17 protein-coding genes and 2 pseudogenes are annotated in these 17,470 nt (G+C 38.6%); 13 read left to right on the top strand and 6 right to left on the bottom strand.

Annotation, left to right across the window (positions count from 1 at the left end):
- Positions 1-20: 20 nt before the first annotated feature.
- The gene (locus tag HEQ36_RS19490) at positions 21-278 is read right to left on the bottom strand and encodes an Asr1405/Asl0597 family protein (RefSeq protein ID WP_053539187.1); all 258 of its coding nucleotides are present in this window, start codon (positions 276-278) and stop codon (positions 21-23) included.
- A 361-nt stretch (positions 279-639) separates the two neighbouring features.
- Here HEQ36_RS19490 and HEQ36_RS19485 point away from each other — a divergent pair, with 361 nt between their 5' ends.
- The 9 genes and pseudogenes from HEQ36_RS19485 (at position 640) to HEQ36_RS19450 (ending at position 8,765) form a co-directional block, all read left to right on the top strand.
- Entirely contained in the window at positions 640-1,194 is a 555-nt protein-coding gene (locus tag HEQ36_RS19485; RefSeq protein WP_027404961.1) for a Dps family protein, read from the top strand.
- Between the two features lie 537 nt (positions 1,195-1,731).
- Complete coding sequence (gene carB, locus HEQ36_RS19480) at positions 1,732-4,986, top strand: carbamoyl-phosphate synthase large subunit (RefSeq protein ID WP_168637009.1); 3,255 nt, start codon at positions 1,732-1,734, stop codon at positions 4,984-4,986.
- 688 nt (positions 4,987-5,674) lie between these two features.
- The gene (locus HEQ36_RS19475; protein WP_053539191.1) at positions 5,675-6,631 is read left to right on the top strand and encodes an RNA polymerase sigma factor, RpoD/SigA family; all 957 of its coding nucleotides are present in this window, start codon (positions 5,675-5,677) and stop codon (positions 6,629-6,631) included.
- Between the two features lie 246 nt (positions 6,632-6,877).
- Complete coding sequence (locus tag HEQ36_RS19470; protein ID WP_053539192.1) at positions 6,878-7,222, top strand: DUF760 domain-containing protein; 345 nt, start codon at positions 6,878-6,880, stop codon at positions 7,220-7,222.
- 98 nt (positions 7,223-7,320) lie between these two features.
- Positions 7,321-7,749 carry an 8-oxo-dGTP diphosphatase MutT gene (gene mutT, locus HEQ36_RS19465; protein ID WP_053539193.1) on the top strand — a complete coding sequence of 143 codons (429 nt, stop codon included), beginning with the start codon at positions 7,321-7,323 and terminating at the stop codon, positions 7,747-7,749.
- Positions 7,750-7,772: 23 nt separating this feature from the next.
- Positions 7,773-7,859: pseudogene (locus HEQ36_RS26070) on the top strand (hypothetical protein); the annotation flags it as partial.
- Between the two features lie 133 nt (positions 7,860-7,992).
- A complete protein-coding gene (locus HEQ36_RS19460; protein WP_027404956.1) occupies positions 7,993-8,226 on the top strand; it encodes a hypothetical protein in 234 nt (77 codons plus the stop codon).
- The gene (locus HEQ36_RS19455) at positions 8,223-8,564 is read left to right on the top strand and encodes a type II toxin-antitoxin system PemK/MazF family toxin (protein ID WP_168637010.1); all 342 of its coding nucleotides are present in this window, start codon (positions 8,223-8,225) and stop codon (positions 8,562-8,564) included. Before HEQ36_RS19460 ends, HEQ36_RS19455 begins: the two co-directional genes overlap by 4 nt.
- A 96-nt stretch (positions 8,565-8,660) precedes the next feature.
- Positions 8,661-8,765, top strand: a complete 105-nt coding sequence (locus HEQ36_RS19450) for a DUF4351 domain-containing protein (RefSeq protein ID WP_152540522.1) — start codon at positions 8,661-8,663, stop codon at positions 8,763-8,765.
- Positions 8,766-8,999: 234 nt separating this feature from the next.
- On the opposite strand, the pseudogene HEQ36_RS19445 reads toward HEQ36_RS19450, so the two are convergent.
- Positions 9,000-9,960: pseudogene (locus HEQ36_RS19445) on the bottom strand (IS110 family transposase).
- Positions 9,961-10,491: 531 nt separating this feature from the next.
- Here HEQ36_RS19445 and HEQ36_RS19440 point away from each other — a divergent pair.
- Positions 10,492-10,647 (top strand): DUF262 domain-containing protein, encoded by a 156-nt coding sequence (locus HEQ36_RS19440; RefSeq protein ID WP_233455576.1) that lies wholly within the window; start codon positions 10,492-10,494, stop codon positions 10,645-10,647.
- 210 nt (positions 10,648-10,857) lie between these two features.
- On the opposite strand, the gene HEQ36_RS19435 is transcribed toward HEQ36_RS19440, so the two are convergent.
- From HEQ36_RS19435 to HEQ36_RS19420, 4 genes are all read right to left on the bottom strand, one after another.
- Positions 10,858-11,598 (bottom strand): amino acid ABC transporter ATP-binding protein, encoded by a 741-nt coding sequence (locus HEQ36_RS19435; protein ID WP_168637011.1) that lies wholly within the window; start codon positions 11,596-11,598, stop codon positions 10,858-10,860.
- A gap of 376 nt (positions 11,599-11,974) precedes the next feature.
- Entirely contained in the window at positions 11,975-13,120 is a 1,146-nt protein-coding gene (locus HEQ36_RS19430) for an amino acid ABC transporter permease (protein ID WP_168637112.1), read from the bottom strand.
- Between the two features lie 77 nt (positions 13,121-13,197).
- Positions 13,198-14,124: an ABC transporter permease subunit gene (locus tag HEQ36_RS19425; RefSeq protein ID WP_168465798.1), complete on the bottom strand. Its 927-nt coding sequence runs from the start codon at positions 14,122-14,124 to the stop codon at positions 13,198-13,200.
- Positions 14,125-14,162: 38 nt separating this feature from the next.
- A complete protein-coding gene (locus tag HEQ36_RS19420; protein WP_168637012.1) occupies positions 14,163-15,266 on the bottom strand; it encodes an amino acid ABC transporter substrate-binding protein in 1,104 nt (367 codons plus the stop codon).
- 261 nt (positions 15,267-15,527) lie between these two features.
- On the opposite strand from HEQ36_RS19420, the gene grxC reads away from it, so the two are divergent.
- The 3 genes from grxC (at position 15,528) to HEQ36_RS19405 (ending at position 17,342) form a co-directional block, all read left to right on the top strand.
- Positions 15,528-15,848 (top strand): glutaredoxin 3, encoded by a 321-nt coding sequence (gene grxC / locus HEQ36_RS19415; protein WP_168637013.1) that lies wholly within the window; start codon positions 15,528-15,530, stop codon positions 15,846-15,848.
- Positions 15,849-15,958: 110 nt separating this feature from the next.
- Positions 15,959-16,438 carry a tRNA adenosine(34) deaminase TadA gene (gene tadA, locus HEQ36_RS19410; RefSeq protein WP_027404948.1) on the top strand — a complete coding sequence of 160 codons (480 nt, stop codon included), beginning with the start codon at positions 15,959-15,961 and terminating at the stop codon, positions 16,436-16,438.
- 112 nt (positions 16,439-16,550) lie between these two features.
- Positions 16,551-17,342 (top strand): 1-acyl-sn-glycerol-3-phosphate acyltransferase, encoded by a 792-nt coding sequence (locus HEQ36_RS19405; RefSeq protein ID WP_081424213.1) that lies wholly within the window; start codon positions 16,551-16,553, stop codon positions 17,340-17,342.
- Positions 17,343-17,470 lie beyond the last annotated feature (128 nt).

The raw sequence follows: 17,470 nt of genomic DNA, 5'->3' as shown, positions 1-17,470 counted from the left end.
TTTTCAACCTATTTTTCTCACTAAAATTTTTGGTAACGACAACGCCAACAATTTTCAAGATTCCCAATCAAGTCTTGACGAGAAGCAGTGAATTGTTGAATTACACTCCAAAGCTGAATAGCTGCGGCAGGGTTATTTATCTCTACGGTTAAGGGCTGATTAGTCTGACAAACACAAATTATATCTAATTCTTGTAAGCGTTGATAAACCTGCCAACGGTCTGCCCAATTTATATCAATAACGTGCTTTCTATCTGTGTCTGAACTGAAAGATTTCAAGCGAGTAGCCCTCAAAATGCCATAAAGTTGCAGTAAAACTAAAAACTCATCGTCTAAATTTGTGATTTAGTCGGAGTTTAGCCTCTTTTATTAGGATACACTAACTGCAAAATATTGTCATTAATTTTGAGAAAAAATCTCATTTTTTCTTTGTTGAGAGATATGCACACTTTGAGATTGAAGTCAAGATAAATACCAAATATATATCTTTAAGCACAGATATATGAAAAAAAATTGATACTTACGATTACTAATAATGCCAAAGTTTTTTAGATTTAGTAGCCTTGATTTTATTTTGAAAATGCTAATATGTGAGGAGTAAGCAGTTAAAAATCATAACTGTAAAAAAAAGAGGAGAACCATGTCTGATACGCAAACTATATTACACAACTTTGGTCAGGTTTATGACAATCCCGTCTTACTAGATCACAGTGTCACTGCGCCAGTTGTCGAAGGATTTAATGTCGTATTAGCTAGTTTTCAGGCATTATATTTACAATACCAAAAACATCATTTTGTGGTTGAAGGTGCAGAATTCAATTCACTGCATGAATTCTTTAACGCCAGCTACAAAGAAGTACAAGATCACATCCACGAAATTGGCGAGCGCTTAAATGGTTTGGGTGGCATCCCCGCAGCAAGTTTCACTAAATTAGCTGAATTATGCTGTTTTGAAACAGAAGTAGATGGCGTATTTTCTGCCCGAAAGATGGTAGAAAATGACCTAGTTGCCGAACAAGCATTAATTGGTGTAATTCGCCGCCAAGCTGCACAGGCTGAAAGTTTAGGCGATAGAGGTACACGCTATTTATACGAGAAAATTCTCTTAAAAACTGAAGAGAGAGCTTATCATCTAGCTCACTTTTTGGCTAAAGATAGTTTAACATTAGGTTTTGTGCAACGGGCTGAAAATTAAACTTTTGATAATCTCGATTCAACTAAATCAAGACTAAATAAATTTTAGTAATTGAGAATTTTACAAAATTAATAATTTTGGCAGAGAGGTGTAACCTATCCTTTCTGCCATTCTTTATATTAGGACTTAAAACCAATTATTTTTATTACATATTTTATATATCTAACAATAAATTATCAAACGCAGATGAACGGAGATGAACGCAGATAAAGAAAGATAAATTAATTATCTGTGAAGTCTTATTGTTATAATCCATAACAATTAAATAAACTCAGAATTTAGACATAAAATTCTCTTGCTTTAATTTTTCAAACTCTTACCTTTGCGCCTTTGCGCCTTTGCGTGAGCTTAATTCATACTTAAATTATGCAACGCCGAGAAAAAACGTAAAAACCAGTACCAAAAATCCCCCATATCTATAAATCCTTCCCCTTACCGTCATCAAAACCCGGAAAAGTTAATAATGAATGGCATGATGAGGCGTAAAGACCCTTAAAATAGTCAAGATTTGTATTTTTGTAATCTAAGGTAAAAACTATGCCCCGTCGTCAAGACCTCAAAAAAATTCTCCTGTTAGGTTCAGGACCAATTGTGATTGGTCAAGCCTGTGAATTTGACTACTCTGGAACTCAAGCCTGTAAAGCCTTGCGAGAAGAAGGCTATGAAGTCGTGCTGGTGAACTCCAATCCAGCGACAATCATGACCGACCCGGAAACCGCCGACCGCACCTATATTGAACCGTTGACACCGGAAATAGTGGAAAAAGTCATTGCCAAAGAACGTCCAGATGCTTTATTGCCAACAATGGGAGGACAAACCGCCCTCAACTTGGCTGTAGCGTTAGCCAAAAATGGCGTTTTGGAGAAATACAACGTCGAGTTAATTGGTGCAAAATTACCCGCAATTGAAAAAGCCGAAGACCGGAAACTGTTTAATGAGGCTATGGCTAAAATTGGGGTTGCAGTATGTCCCAGTGGTACAGCTTCTACTTTAGACGAATCAAAAGCGATCGCTCTGCAAATTGGCACATATCCTTTAATTATCCGTCCAGCCTTTACAATGGGGGGGACTGGTGGCGGTATCGCCTATAATCAAGAAGAGTTTGAAGAAATGGCGCAAGTAGGGATTGACGCTAGTCCCGTTTCCCAAATTCTCATTGACCAATCTTTATTGGGTTGGAAAGAGTATGAACTAGAAGTCATGCGGGATTTAGCCGATAACGTCGTGATTATCTGTTCTATTGAAAATCTCGACCCTATGGGGATTCATACAGGGGATTCTATCACCGTCGCCCCCGCCCAAACCCTGACCGATAAAGAATATCAACGGTTACGGGATATGGCAATTAAAATTATCCGCGAAATTGGTGTAGAAACTGGTGGTTCTAATATTCAGTTTGCGGTAAATCCCGTGAATGGTGACGTAGTGGTAATTGAAATGAACCCCCGCGTCTCCCGCAGTTCGGCTTTGTCTTCCAAGGCTACAGGTTTCCCCATTGCCAAAATCGCGGCGAAGTTGGCTGTGGGTTACACTTTGAATGAACTACAAAACGATATCACCAAAAAAACCCCCGCTTCCTTTGAACCGACAATTGATTATGTAGTTACGAAAATTCCCCGGTTTGCGTTTGAAAAGTTCCCTGGTTCAGAAGCGATTTTAACTACCCAAATGAAGTCTGTAGGGGAAGCAATGGCTATTGGCCGGACATTTAACGAATCCTTTCAAAAAGCTTTGCGTTCTTTAGAAACCGGACGCGCTGGTTGGGGTTGTGATAAAGCCGAAAAATTGCCCAGTGGTGAACAAATTCGCGCCCAATTGCGGACTCCTAACCCAGAACGCATCTTTTCTGTGCGTCATGCTATGCAGCTAGGAATGAGTAATGAGGAAATCTACGAACTAACAGCAATTGACCCTTGGTTTTTAGATAAATTACAAGAAATTTTAGAAATAGAAAAATTTCTCAAACGCACTCCTCTAAAACAGTTGACAAAAGCGCAAATGTATGAGGTGAAAAGAAATGGTTTTAGCGATCGCCAAATAGCTTATGCTACAAAAACCAAAGAAGACGAAGTTCGCACATATCGCAAACAGCTAGAAGTTATCCCCGTTTACAAAACCGTTGATACCTGCGCGGCGGAATTTGAAGCCCTGACTCCATATTACTATTCTACCTACGAAGAAGAAACGGAAGTATTACCAACAGATAAACCCAAGGTGATGATTTTGGGTGGTGGTCCAAACCGCATTGGTCAAGGAATTGAGTTTGATTATTGTTGTTGTCATGCTGCATATTCTCTACATGATGCCGGGTATGAAACAATTATGGTCAATTCTAACCCAGAAACGGTTTCTACAGATTACGATACCAGCGATCGCCTGTATTTTGAACCCTTAACTAAAGAAGACGTTCTCAACATCATCGAAGCCGAAAACCCCGTGGGGATAATTGTCCAATTCGGTGGACAAACACCATTAAAATTAGCCGTTCCCCTGCAAGAGTATTTACAAAACGCCAATAGTATCACCAAGATTTGGGGAACATCTCCCGATTCTATAGATATGGCGGAAAACCGGGAACGGTTTGAAAAGATTCTGCAAGAATTAAATATCGCTCAACCACCTAATGGTATGGCGAGAAGCTATGAAGATGCTTTAATTGTTGCCAAGCGCATTGGCTATCCTGTAGTAGTCCGTCCTAGTTATGTATTGGGGGGAAGGGCGATGGAAATCGTTTATTCCGATACTGAATTAGAACGTTACATGACCTTTGCTGTGCAAGTAGAACCAGATCACCCGATTTTAATTGATAAGTTCTTAGAAAACGCCATTGAAGTGGATGTAGATGCGATCGCCGATCATACTGGTAATGTCGTCATTGGTGGCATCATGGAACACATTGAACAAGCGGGGATTCACTCCGGTGACTCAGCTTGTTCCTTACCTTCCATTTCCCTCTCTCCCGCAGTCCTCAACCAAATCCGTTTATGGACAGTTCAACTAGCACAAGCTCTATCTGTAGTTGGGTTGATGAATATTCAATTTGCCGTAGTCGGTGCAAATGGCTATTCTCCCCAAGTGTATATTTTAGAAGCTAACCCCAGAGCATCACGGACTGTTCCCTTTGTATCTAAAGCTACAGGGGTACAATTAGCGAAACTTGCATCCTTAATTATGTCGGGGAAAACCTTAGAGGAAGTGAAATTTACCAAAGAAGTCATTCCCTCTCATATTGCTGTTAAAGAAGCGGTTTTACCATTTAGTAAGTTCCCTGGTACAGATACCATTTTGGGTCCAGAAATGCGCTCAACTGGCGAAGTAATGGGTATTGACAGCGATTTCGGTCGCGCCTTTGCCAAAGCAGAATTAGGCGCAGGGGAAAAATTACCGCTTCAAGGAACTGTATTTGTTTCCATGAGTGACAGAGACAAACCTCTCGCAGCAGATGTCATTAAGGAGTTTATTAAGTTAGGCTTTACAATCATGGCTACCCAAGGGACACGCCAAGTCTTGCAAGAACAAGGGTTAGAGGTAAAATCAGTTCTCAAACTCCATGAAGGTCGTCCTCATGTCCTGGATGCCATTAAAAATGGCAACATTCAACTGATCATCAACACACCTTCTGGAGAAGAAGCTCATGCCGATTCTAAGTTAATTCGTCGCACCGCATTAGGCTACAAAATCCCCATTATTACCACTATTGCAGGTGCTAGAGCCACAGCCGCAGCTATCCGTTCTCTGCAAAATACAACTTTGGATGTCAAGGTGATCCAAGAATACTGTCCAAGAAGTTAATTGTCTAAACTATGATTTTTGTGATTTTGATGATTTTTATGATTATTTGGCTAGTTTTTCGCAGAAATCTATGATTTTTACGACAGATATATCATCTTAATTAAAAGAATCACAAGAATCATAGTTCAGACCTTTGATGATTTTTATGATGAATCCTGCGGATTTATCGGGAAAATCCCTCATATTAATCAAAATAATCAGAAAAATCATAGTTCAGACGTTTTCCTCATCTTCATCAAAATAATCCTAAAAATCATAGTCCGACATTATTAAGCAATTGTTACAAAAAAATCATTATCGTTATCATTGAGATATTTTAACAAATATGAGGAAGCTATTTTTCCGCTAGAGGATTAGCCGTTATTTAAGGAAATGTATGCCGTTCAGTAATTTCAGAGTCTGAGGTCATCTCACATTACTGCCGAAGTGCGGGTTTCCCTATAGTCAAATTATTCTCATAAATGTTACAATTATTAATATTCCCGAAAACACAAAAAATGTTTGACTTGCTACTGTGTATCTAACTATAGATACTTGTGGAAACAAGGAGACAGATGTAACGTTTGGCAGTGAAGTACCTAATTTACCCAAATATGGGCAACCTGAGTTTATCGGGTGCGACAAATCTCAAAACATTATTTCGTTAACGACCCTATCAGCAAACCCACCATTACCCAAGAGTAGCGCCATGAAGACCGCTCAATCAGCCACCGACCTCGTGCGGACTTACCTGCGTGAGATTGGCCGTGTGCCACTCCTCACCCACGAAGAAGAGATTTTTTATGGTAAACAGGTGCAACGATCTACTGCCTTGCATGAGATCCGGGAAGGTCTGGCTACCCAGTTAGGTCATGAACCAACTGTAGAAGAATGGGCAGCAGCCTCTGGTATAGAAGTATCAGAATTAAATCAAGCGATCGCTGTTGGTGAAATAGCCAAACGGAAAATGGTAGAAGCCAATCTCCGTTTAGTCGTGTCCGTTGCCAAAAAGTACATTAAACGCAATGTTGATTTACTTGACCTCATTCAAGAAGGCAGCATCGGAATGCAACGAGGTGTAGAAAAATTTGACCCCACCAAAGGGTACAGATTTTCTACCTATGCCTATTGGTGGATACGTCAAGCCATTACTCGGGCGATCGCCGAAAAAGCCCGAACAATTCGCTTGCCCATTCATATTACGGAAAAACTCAACAAAATTAAAAAAGCCCAGCGTCAACTATCCCAAGGACTAGGACGTGCGCCCACAGTAGCGGAATTATCCCAAGAACTAGATTTAACACCCAAACAGGTGCGAGAGTACCTAGAAAAAGCCCGTCTACCATTATCTCTAGATTTACGTCTGGGAGATAACTATGACACTGAACTGGGAGAAATGCTAGAAGACACAGGGGCAACACCGGAAGATTTTGTCATGCAAACTTCCCTATCCTATGACTTAGAAAGAATGATGTCAGAACTCACACCCCAGCAAAAGGAAGTCATTAGTCTCCGCTTTGGTTTAGTAGATGGGCAATCCTTAACTTTGGCTAAAATTGGTGAAATCCTGAATATTAGCCGGGAACGAGTCCGCCAAATTGAACGTGAAGCCCTCAACAAACTTCGCAAATCTAAAGCAACTATGAATGAGTATCTTGCCAGTTAGTCAGTTGTTATCAGTTAATGGTCAGTTATTTTTTGCTTTGTGGGTGGAGTTTCCCCACCCATACTCACTCAATATGTGAAAAACACTCCCATTTTAGTACGGTTAAACCGACTCCCTCGAAAGGAATAAACTGTTAGATTGGTTGACATGAATTATATAATAGTCAACTAGATCGAATAAGCAATAACTACAAGTTATTCCAGTCACAAACACCGTCGTTAATAGTGGCAGTACAGGAGGTCAAACGTGAGTAACAAATCTAATCGAGTATCAGAATTTTTTAATAGTGAGTCGGAAACAAGTAATTTATTATGGCAATATGTTAAATCATTAAGTCCAGAAACAGTTAACCAATTATCTAAACCTACTTCTACGGAAGTTTTGCAGGTAATGGAACGGAATATTATCGGACTTTTAGGAAATCTCCCTTCTGAACAGTTCGGGATTACTATTTCTACTAGTCGGGAAAACTTGGGTCGCTTATTAGCATCAGCTATGATTAGTGGCTATTTTTTACGCAATGCAGAACAAAGAATGGGTTTTGATACAGTTATTCAAGGAACAGAAGCTAACAGTAGCGAAGTTGAATAGTATTTTTGTAGGAAAATTATCAAAATAAATATCAACTCAGTAGAGATATAATTAATCTACCGAGTTTTTTTTGTTATTTATTGATAATTGGTAATTATATGAATGAAAGTATTTCTATCCCTCATAAAATTATTGGTGTTGCTGTTATTTGGAATGACCAAAAACAGATATTAATTGATAGACGCTTACCTACAGGTGCAATGGGTGGTTTATGGGAATTTCCAGGGGGAAAAATTGAAATTGGTGAAACTATTCAAGAATGTATTAAACGAGAAATTGCTGAAGAATTAGGCATAGAAATTGCCGTTGGAGAACATCTAATTACTATTGATCATACTTACACTCATTTACGAGTAACTTTAACAGTCCATCATTCTCAGCATTTAGCGGGTGTTCCTCAAGCGATAGAATGCGATGAAATTCGTTGGGTGAGTTTGGATGAATTGGATAATTTTACTTTTCCAGAAGCGAATGGGGAAATTATTGCGGCTTTGAGGAAATATCACAATCAAAATCTGCAAAGTTAGAGTCATAAACTCAAGAATTATCAGGTGAAAATTTAGATGAGCTTTCGGAAGCACTTTTGGATTTTTCACAACCTGATAATTTGGTAATTTGGATAGCCAATCAAAGTTAAAATGTTTTCTCACGCAAAGAGGAAAAGATATTTTTTATGAGTCGGTTTTAACCGACTTTTGCTTTTAGACAGGGAATTTATTCCCTGGCTGTCTTATATCTAGTATAATAGATAATGATTAGCGGTAAAAACTATGACTCAATTACTTGAAGAAGCCATTAAACAAATAAAGCAACTTCCTGAAACCGAACAAGATATAATTGCTAGACTCATTCTCAACGCTTTAGAAAATAATTTAGCTGAGAAAAATTTGTCTGTTATTGATGAAAGTCATACTTGGACAGAAGAAGACCAACTTGATATCACCTCTTTTTCTTTACAATATGCTGCTTCGATATTTCCAGAAAGTGAGGAAATAACACAGTGAAATTTAATCCTGGGGATGTGGTAACGGTTGATTTTCCTGGCGCTACAGGTATTAAACGCCGTCCGGCTGTAGTTTTATCATCTGTAATTTATCACGCAAATCGTCCTGATGTTATCATTGGATTAATTACTTCTCAAACAACTGCATTAGGTATTACTGACTATATACTTCAAGATTGGAATGAGGCTGGTTTACGAGTTGCGTCTATTTTTCGCAGTTATATTGTGACACTGCCACCTTCAGCTAATTTTATTTTAATTGGTCATTTGTCAGAGCGTGATTGGCTTGGTGTTTGTAATTGTGTGAAAATATCTTTGGCCAAGTTAGATAGTTTATGAAAGTTTAGGGTTTTTCCCAAGCAAATACGCAAAATGTAAATGGACTGCCTCGGAATTGAACCGAGTTTTCTCCCTTTTGTATGCAAGCATAGATATATGACTCAAGAGTTATCAGGTGAAAATTTAGATGAGATTTCGGAAGCTATTTTGGATTTTTCACAACCTGATAATTTGGTAATTTGGATGGTGAATCAAAGTTAAAATATTTTCTCACGCAAAGAGGAAAAGATATTTTGGCTCTACCGTTCCCTTTATGTAAAACAACATTTATTGTAGCGACTGTCTTGATTGTCAAGCGATCGTTAAGGAAAAATTTAAAGTCTAGGAAAAAAGTCAGAAAATAGAGGAGAAAAACAGAACAGAACAAAACAGGTAAATTATAGATTGCCATAAATTACCAAACTAGATTGGAGGTATAAAAACGACAGTAGAACTTTATGCAGAAATTGGTTGTGAGTCTTGAGAAATAGACCAAGGAAGATGATCTCGAATCATCGCATTTAAAATAACTAACATTTTATGAACGCAAGCAGTAATGGCCAATTTTTTGGGTTTACCACGTTCAACCAAGCGCTCATAAAAAGTTTTGATAACAGGATTATGACGCATGGCAACAACAGCACCCATATAAAGAATGGCACGAACATGGGCGCGACCACCATTAATCATGCGCTTACCTTTGTGCTGACCACTATCATGATTAATTGGTGCAACACCAACTAAGCGAGAGATTTGTTTGGCAGTTAATTGACCTAATTCTGGTAAGTCAGAAACTAAAGTGGTAGAAATTACTTGACCAATGCCAGGAGTAGTTTTGAGTAGATTGACTTTATCAATCCATTGTTGATTATTTTGGGTCAACGTCTCAATTTCTTGATTGAGTTGTTGAAGATGTTGCTCAAGATAATCAATATGGGATTCAATATCTGTCAAAGCTTTACCACGAGCGCGGTCACGGCGATTCTTTTCCGCTGTAGACATTTCTACTAATTGTCTTCGGCGACTAATTAATTCGCCTAATTGACGTGACATTTCACAATCAAAATGCTAACACCTCCGGTTTCATTGCTTCACCGAAATGCGCCAAAATCTGTGCATCAATGGCATCGGTTTTGGCTAACTTACCTGTAGCTTTAGCAAAGTCTCTTCCCTGACGAGGATTGATTAATGCTACTGGTAAAAGAGCCGCTTGCAATTGAATGATTAATTCTGTTTCTAGTCCTCCTGTTGCTTCCAGTACGATTAGGTTTAAATCGTTAGATTGAAGTTGCTTAACTAGATTAGCTATTTCTGTTTCAGTATTAGCAAATTGAAATGCTTTACCCATTGGACGGATATAAACATCAAGTGTTGCTTTACTTACGTCAATGCCTACCCATTGGGAGATATAATCCATTTTTAACTCTCCAATTTCAATTACTTCTTTTTAATTTGTTTTGTTTTTATTCATCCCCTTGATTTCACTCATCCTTGCACGATACGGGCTATATTATCTATGTCTTTGTTCATAGTTTTTACCCCAGGCGACTGTTCGAGTTCTGTCATGGAGATTGTTGTGGTGATCCTTGCTACAAAGCGGTCTTTTCTGACCCAGGTTGGGACGGTCTACCACTTCTTCTAACATACCTCTAAGATACAAGGTTGGGTAGAAAGAACGAAGTGAAACCCAACATTAGCGGTAGGATAGCAAGGGGTGTTGGGTTTCGTCCCTCAACCCAACCTACAAAAATTAATATTCTTCTCCATAAGGGGAGCGGTAGAACCGATATTTTTTATGAGTCGGTTTTAACCGACTTTTGCTTTTAGACAGGGAATTTATTCCCTGGATATATTTGATGTTTAATTTTGTTACGCTATCTTGTGCTATTTATACAAGATTCTTTTATACTAAAAGCATAACTATCGAGTAAATCAGAGTACATTAACCATGCAAGCATCAGAAACTAAGCTGCAAGAGATTATTGAAGGTAATAAACAGTATGTTGTTCCCTTGTTTCAGAGAGCCTACAGTTGGAAAAAATCTCAGTGGGAATCTCTATGGAATGATCACATTTATTCTTTTATAGTACAAATATACTTGTAAATCGTGTAAACAATTTTTATAAATGTAAGTTTAGATACCATATATACGGTTAACCTAGCGATGTCTATGGGTAAAGAACATTATCAAATCTTCCCAATATTTGGACATCGTTAAACCTGCATTTAGATCCCCGACTTCTTTGATAAATTATCATTATTTACAAAAGATTAAATTAAGAAGTCGGGGATCTTTAGCCTGAATTGAATCACCCTAGAGAATTTGGGATAAAAATTTCCTGGTTCTTTCTTCTTTGGGATTAGTAAAAAAGGTGTCGGGGGTAGAGGATTCAACTAATAAACCGCTGTCCATTAGCACTACTCTATCAGCAACTTCTCGCGCAAATCCGACTTCATGGGTAACAACTACCATTGTCATTCCGTCATTAGCTAGGTTTCGCATTACATCTAAAACTTCTCTCACCATTTCTGGATCTAAAGCTGATGTCGGTTCATCAAATAACATAATTTTTGGTTGCATTGCTAATGCACGCGCTATGGCTACTCGTTGTTGTTGTCCACCAGATAATTGTCCGGGATATTTTTGTGCTTGGGCTAAAATTCCCACTCTTTCTAATAATTGCATTGCTAATGCTTCCGCTTTAACTTTGGATATTTTGCGGACATATATTGGTGCTAAGGTGATATTTTGTAAAACTGTTAAATGGGGAAATAAATTAAATTGCTGAAATACCATCCCCACTTCTCGACGAATTGTTTCAATATTTCTTAAATCATGACTAAGGGTAATTCCGTCAATGGTAATAATTCCTTGTTGATATTCTTCTAAAGCGTTAAATGTTCTAATAAAGGTTGATTTTCCTGAACCAGATGGTCCCATTAAAACAACGACTTCTCCTCGTTGTACAGTTAAATTTACACCTTGGAGGGCATGAAATTTACCATACCATTTGTGAACATCTTCAGCAATAATTATCGGGTTTGATTCTGTCATATATTCCTTTTGTGTCATACAAGTTATATTTAAATATTTAGGCTCTTGCGTCTCTTTTATGGTGATTGAGGATTGATGATAACAAAACCCTTGCGGGACAAGGGTTATAAACAATTATTTCCATATTTTCAATGAAATGTCTACACAATAGGGCTTTCAATGATTTTGAACCAGGTTTTCCATAAAAATAACCGAAGAACCAATATTTAAGAATGTTGGGTTTCCTTACGTCAACCCAACCTACGGGTAATTGGTGATAAAATCATTGTTTTTTATCCTGTTCATCTTTTCATCCTGGGTATCCTGATTCTGACAGTTATTCCTTTTGTGTAGGTTAAAATTTTAAGAATGTTGGGTTTCCTTACGTCAACCCAACCTAAGATGTTAATTGTTTTTCTAAGTTTTTAGCAGCTAAGGACATTGAATAACAAAATACCCAATAAATCAAACCGATAAATAAATATACTTCTGCATATCTTCCTAAAAATTGCGGTTGTGCTAATATGGAACGCGCTATTCCTGTTAATTCTACTAATCCTACTAATGATAAAAGAGAAGTATCTTTAAATAAACCAATAAATTGACCCACAATTGCAGGAATAACTGCACGTAAGGCTTGGGGTAATATTACTAATATGAGTAATAAAGGTGTATTTAATCCTAATGCTTTTCCTGCTTCTATTTGTCCTCTGGGAATTGCTTGTAGTCCGCCACGTACGTTTTCAGCCATGTATGCTGCACTAAATAATATTAATCCGGTAGTACCTCTGAGTAATCTATCTAAACGTAAATCTGCTGGTAAAAATAAGGGTAACATGACTTGGGCTAAAAATAGAATCCCAATTAATGGTAATCCTCTGACGATTTCAATATAAAGAATAGAAAACCACCGGACTACGGGTAAATTGCTGGTTCTTCCTAATGCGAGGAAAACTCCTATGGGGAAGGAAAGGACAATACTAATTATTGCCATTAATAGGGTAAGTAATAAACCATTCCATAAGTTTGTAGATACAGGTTGTAATCCTAAACCACCACCAATTAACCAGATAATTAGGGGACAAGATAATAACCAAGTTAGCGAAAGCCAAGGTGTAATGATTTTAGTAGATTTCTGACCAATTATCAAACCTGCAACTATTAAACCTGTAATTAATAATAACCATAAACGGCTTGTTAATGGTATGGGTAAAATAAACAATAAAGTCCCCATAATCACAGCAGCAATCAACGAATTGCGTTTTGTGAATATTGCTTTTTTGGTAAATGCACTCGCTGTAATTGCGGTTAAAGTTGTAGATATTCCCAAAACAACCCAAATCCGCCAATATAAACTTTGGGGAAATCTTCCTACTAAAAATAAATGTAAATTAACTTGGATTACTTGCCATTGTGCTTTGGTAATTAACCAAATTGCAAATCCTTGAACTAACCAAAATAGAAAGATAAAACAAACAACAGTTAGTAAACTATTGTACCAATTATTAAAGAGATTTTTCCTTAACCAACTAAGTTTAATCATCATAAAAATGTGAGACTGCATAGAATAATCATCACCCGTATTCATCCGCGTTTATCCGCGTTTATCTGCGTTCAACATTATCTTTCCTTAATTTGCACAGAACGATTAAATAAATTCATAGTTAGAGAAATTATCAAACTCAAAGTCAGATAAGTAATCATAATTAACAGCATCACTTCTACAGCTTTCCCAGTTTGGTTAAAAGTGGTAGAAGCTACGAAATAAATATCAGGATAACCGATAGCGATCGCTAAACTGGAATTTTTGGTTAAATTGAGATATTGACTAGTTAATGGGGGAATAATCACCCGCAAAGCTTGGGGAAAAATAACCAATCGCATTGCTAAACCTGGGTTTAACCCCAAGGATTTGGCTGCTTCTAGTTGTCCTGTCGGGACTGATTGAATTCCCCCGCGCACAATTTCCGCAATAAACGCACCTGTGTAAAAAGTTAACCCCAATAATAAACTAGAAAATTCTGGAGACAAGGTAAACCAAGGAAGTTCAATTCCGTTTTGGCTAAAATTAGCAAAACCCAAAAAGGAAATTTTATTTTCGGCTTTGGGAAAACTCAAGAAAACTGCAAAATACCAAAATAGCAATTGCAATAATAATGGAGTATTCCGAAAAACCTCTACATAGATAACCGTAATATTTCTTACTAACCAATTATCTGATAATCTTGCAATTCCCGCAGTAATTCCCACAATTGTGGTGAGGAAAATTCCCATTATTGCTATTCTTAGAGAATTAACTAATCCCACTAATAAAGCATAATTATAAGCATCCGTTGGTTTGTAGTTAATGAGAGTTTCCCCAATATCAAAAGATGCCTGTTGCTTGAGAAAATTAAATCCAAATTGAATTCCTAATTGCTGTAAATTTCGGCTGACATTCCCCCAAAAGATAACAAATACAAATACTGCTAAAAATACAAAAATTAGCTGGATAGCATTTTGCCAAAAGCGATTATCACGCCAGAGAGGAGGTTTTGAATTAGTCATTGGTCAGTTGTTAATAGTAAGAAATTTCTCTTGCTTCCTTAGCGGAAAGGTGGAGAATAGAGTAATCCTCCTTTTGTGGAAATTTGATTTTGTCCCCGGGGGAGATTTAGTTTTGTTTTTGCTCCCAAATTGCGATCATAAATTTCGCCATAGTTACCAACGTGCTTGATAATTTTGGCAGCAAAATCCTTTGTTAAACCAATTCCTTCGCCCAGGTTTCCTTCTGTTCCTAAAAAACGTTTGATATCGGGATCTTTACTATTAGCAAACGCGGCTAAATTTTGAGAATTAATGCCTAATTCTTCTGCTTTCACCAAAGCATAAACAGTCCATGTGACTATATCACTCCACTTGGTGTCACCCTTAGCAACTGCTGGCGCTAGAGGTTCAGAAGAAAGAACATCATCTAAAATGATATTATCTTCTGGTTTAGGTAAGGTTGTGCGTCGAGAAACCAGTGCAGAACGGTCTGTAGTGACAGCATCACAACGTCCTTCTGCATAAGTGGCAAAGGTGATATTCACATCTTCAAAAACAACGGGTTTATAAGTAATTCCCCGTTTCCGCATTTGGTCTGCTAAATTTTGTTCGGTAGTAGTTCCAGTTTGCACACAAATGGCTTTGTCTTTCAGGTCTTTGATAGATTTAATATTGCTATTTTTACGCACCATGACCGCTTGACCATCATAAAATACCACAGGGGCAAAATCTAAACCCTGGGAAGTTGCACGGCTAAAAGTCCAGCTAGTATTGCGACTGAGAATATCTACTTCTCCAGTTTGCAAAGCTGTAAATCGCTCCTTAGTGTTGAGATTGCGATATTCTACCGCATCTGGATTATCAAATACTGCTGCTGCAACAGCCCGACAAATATCAACGTCAATGCCGCTATATTTGCCGTCAGTGCCGACAAAACTAAATCCTGGTAGTTCACCGCTAACGCCACAAACAAGCTGTCCACGGCTTTTAATGCGATTCCAGAGAACGCGAGTAACTTGTCCTTGGGGGGTGCTGTCGGGATTTTGTGTGTTGGGATTATTTTGTGGTTGATCATTACAGGCGCTCAGAATTATGATTAAAGGGGCGATCGCTAAAGGCATCCCTATCCCCTGTAAAATTACAGATAATTTACTAAATTTCATAATTGTTTTTCCCAAGAATCTTCTTTGGATGTTTCCACATAATTGAAACATTTATTGATACTCGTGGCAAATATATCTTCTTATGAGAGCAAAATTAAACATTTTGAAAATACCTAAACCCGTGAATTACATAGGGGCAAACCCCTTATAGTTGCCCCAAATACCGGGGTAGGCACGGGGGCGCTACCCCTACATCAAATTCAAATCTTTTATATAATCAATTTTACTGACCTACCTACAAAAAACCTCTTAATTAAGAATATGCTAAATTTTCTCAACTCTCTTCTCGGTCGCCACCCAGAGCGAATCAAAGCTAATGTTGAAATTTATACTTGGCAAACTTGCCCCTACTGCATTCGCGCTAAAATGCTACTATCATGGAAAGGTGTTAATTTCACCGAATACAAAATTGACGGTGACGAAACAGCTAGAACAATCATGGCAGAACGCGCCGACGGTCGCCGTAGCGTCCCCCAAATTTTTATTAATAATCAGCATATTGGTGGTTGTGATGACCTGTATCAATTAGATGCAAAAGCTCAACTTGACCCTCTGTTATGTCAGGTTGCGGGTAATGGGTAATTGGTAATTTTCCTCTTCCTCTTCTTCCTTCGTGTCCTTCGTGCCTTTGTGGTTCGTTAACTCCTGACTCCTGGGCGCAGGCCCTGCGCCCCTACCCACTTCTTCCTCTAATGCTGGAACACCCAGAATATTTAAAACATCGAAAATGGATGAATCACGCTCTGGAATTGGCACGAGTGGCTGGTGATGCTGGTGAAGTTCCTGTGGGGGCTGTGATTGTTGATATGAATAATCAATTGGTTGCTGTGGGTGAAAATCGCAAAGAGCGAGATCAAGATCCTACTGCACACGCAGAAATTATGGCGATTCGGGCTGCTAGTCAAGTTTTACAAAGTTGGCGCTTGCATCAATGTACTTTATATGTCACTCTAGAACCCTGTCCGATGTGTGCCGGTGCTATAGTTCATGCCCGATTAGGAAAATTGATCTACGGCGTGGACGATACCAAAACTGGTGCTATTCGTACTGTTATTAACATTCCTGATCACCCAGCATCTAATCACCGAGTGAAAGTGGTGGGGGGTATTCTAGAATCAGAATGTCGAGAACAATTACAAAGTTGGTTTGTTACCCAACGTCAGCAAAAATAACAGACACAGATCAAACTGTCCAAATGGAAAAACACAAATTACCCAAGAAAATCTACGGTGGACATAATCAAGTTTGTGTCATCTTTTATTCGCAAAAAAATCAGCCACCGTCATGATCAAATCATACTTTGCTTCTACTAACCGCCATTCTCAAACTAGAAATACGCCTGTAAATCCTCACCTCGACTCCCCTCGGCAACCTTCGGTGCTTCAGAATACCTCGCGGGTTTCGCCTTTGTTAATCCGTGTTGCTTATTTTCTGGGACACTACATAGTTTTGCCATCTTTCTTTGGGCATATTAAGGTGACTGGAAGAGAAAATATTCCTACAAGTGGACCGGTAATTCTTGCCCCTACCCATCGTTCCCGCTGGGATTCCTTGGTTTTGCCCTATGCTACTGGTCGTTGTGTGACGGGTAGAGATATGCGATTTATGGTAACGAGTAATGAATGTCAAGGGTTGCAAGGTTGGTTTGTGCTGCGAATGGGTGGTTTTCCTGTGAATATTGAACGTCCGGCGATCGCAACTCTCCGGCATACAGTAGAGTTAATGCAGCAGGGGGAAATGTTAGTTATTTATCCCGAAGGTGGCATTCATCGTGATGGTCAACTTCACCCCCTGAAGCCGGGAATCGCTCGTTTAGCTGTGACTGCTGAATCTACCTATCCAGGATTAGATATTAAGGTTATCCCTGTCGGTATCCACTACAGTGAACCCTATCCTAATTGGGGTACTGATGTGAATATTCATATTGGTGAACCTATCAAAGCCGCAGATTATATGAATGGAAATTTAAAACTAGAAGCCAAAAGGCTGACGGCAGATTTAACCCATAAATTAAAACAATTAAGTCATCAAGAAGTAAAAATTAGCGATCGCATCTTCATAGAAATTCATAATTGAGAGGAGTTCAGGAGTTCAGAAGGAAGAAATTTCTCCCCTACTCCCCCTACTCCCCTACTCCCCCTACTCCCCCTACTCCCCCTACTCCCCTACTCCCCCTACTCCCCCTACTCCCCCTACTCCCCCTA

Origin of the sequence: Anabaena sp. 54 (genome assembly GCF_017355725.1) — a bacterium.
In the GTDB taxonomy this organism is placed as follows: Bacteria; Cyanobacteriota; Cyanobacteriia; order Cyanobacteriales; family Nostocaceae; genus Dolichospermum; species Dolichospermum heterosporum.
This window is presented reverse-complemented; position numbering and strand designations above follow the sequence as displayed.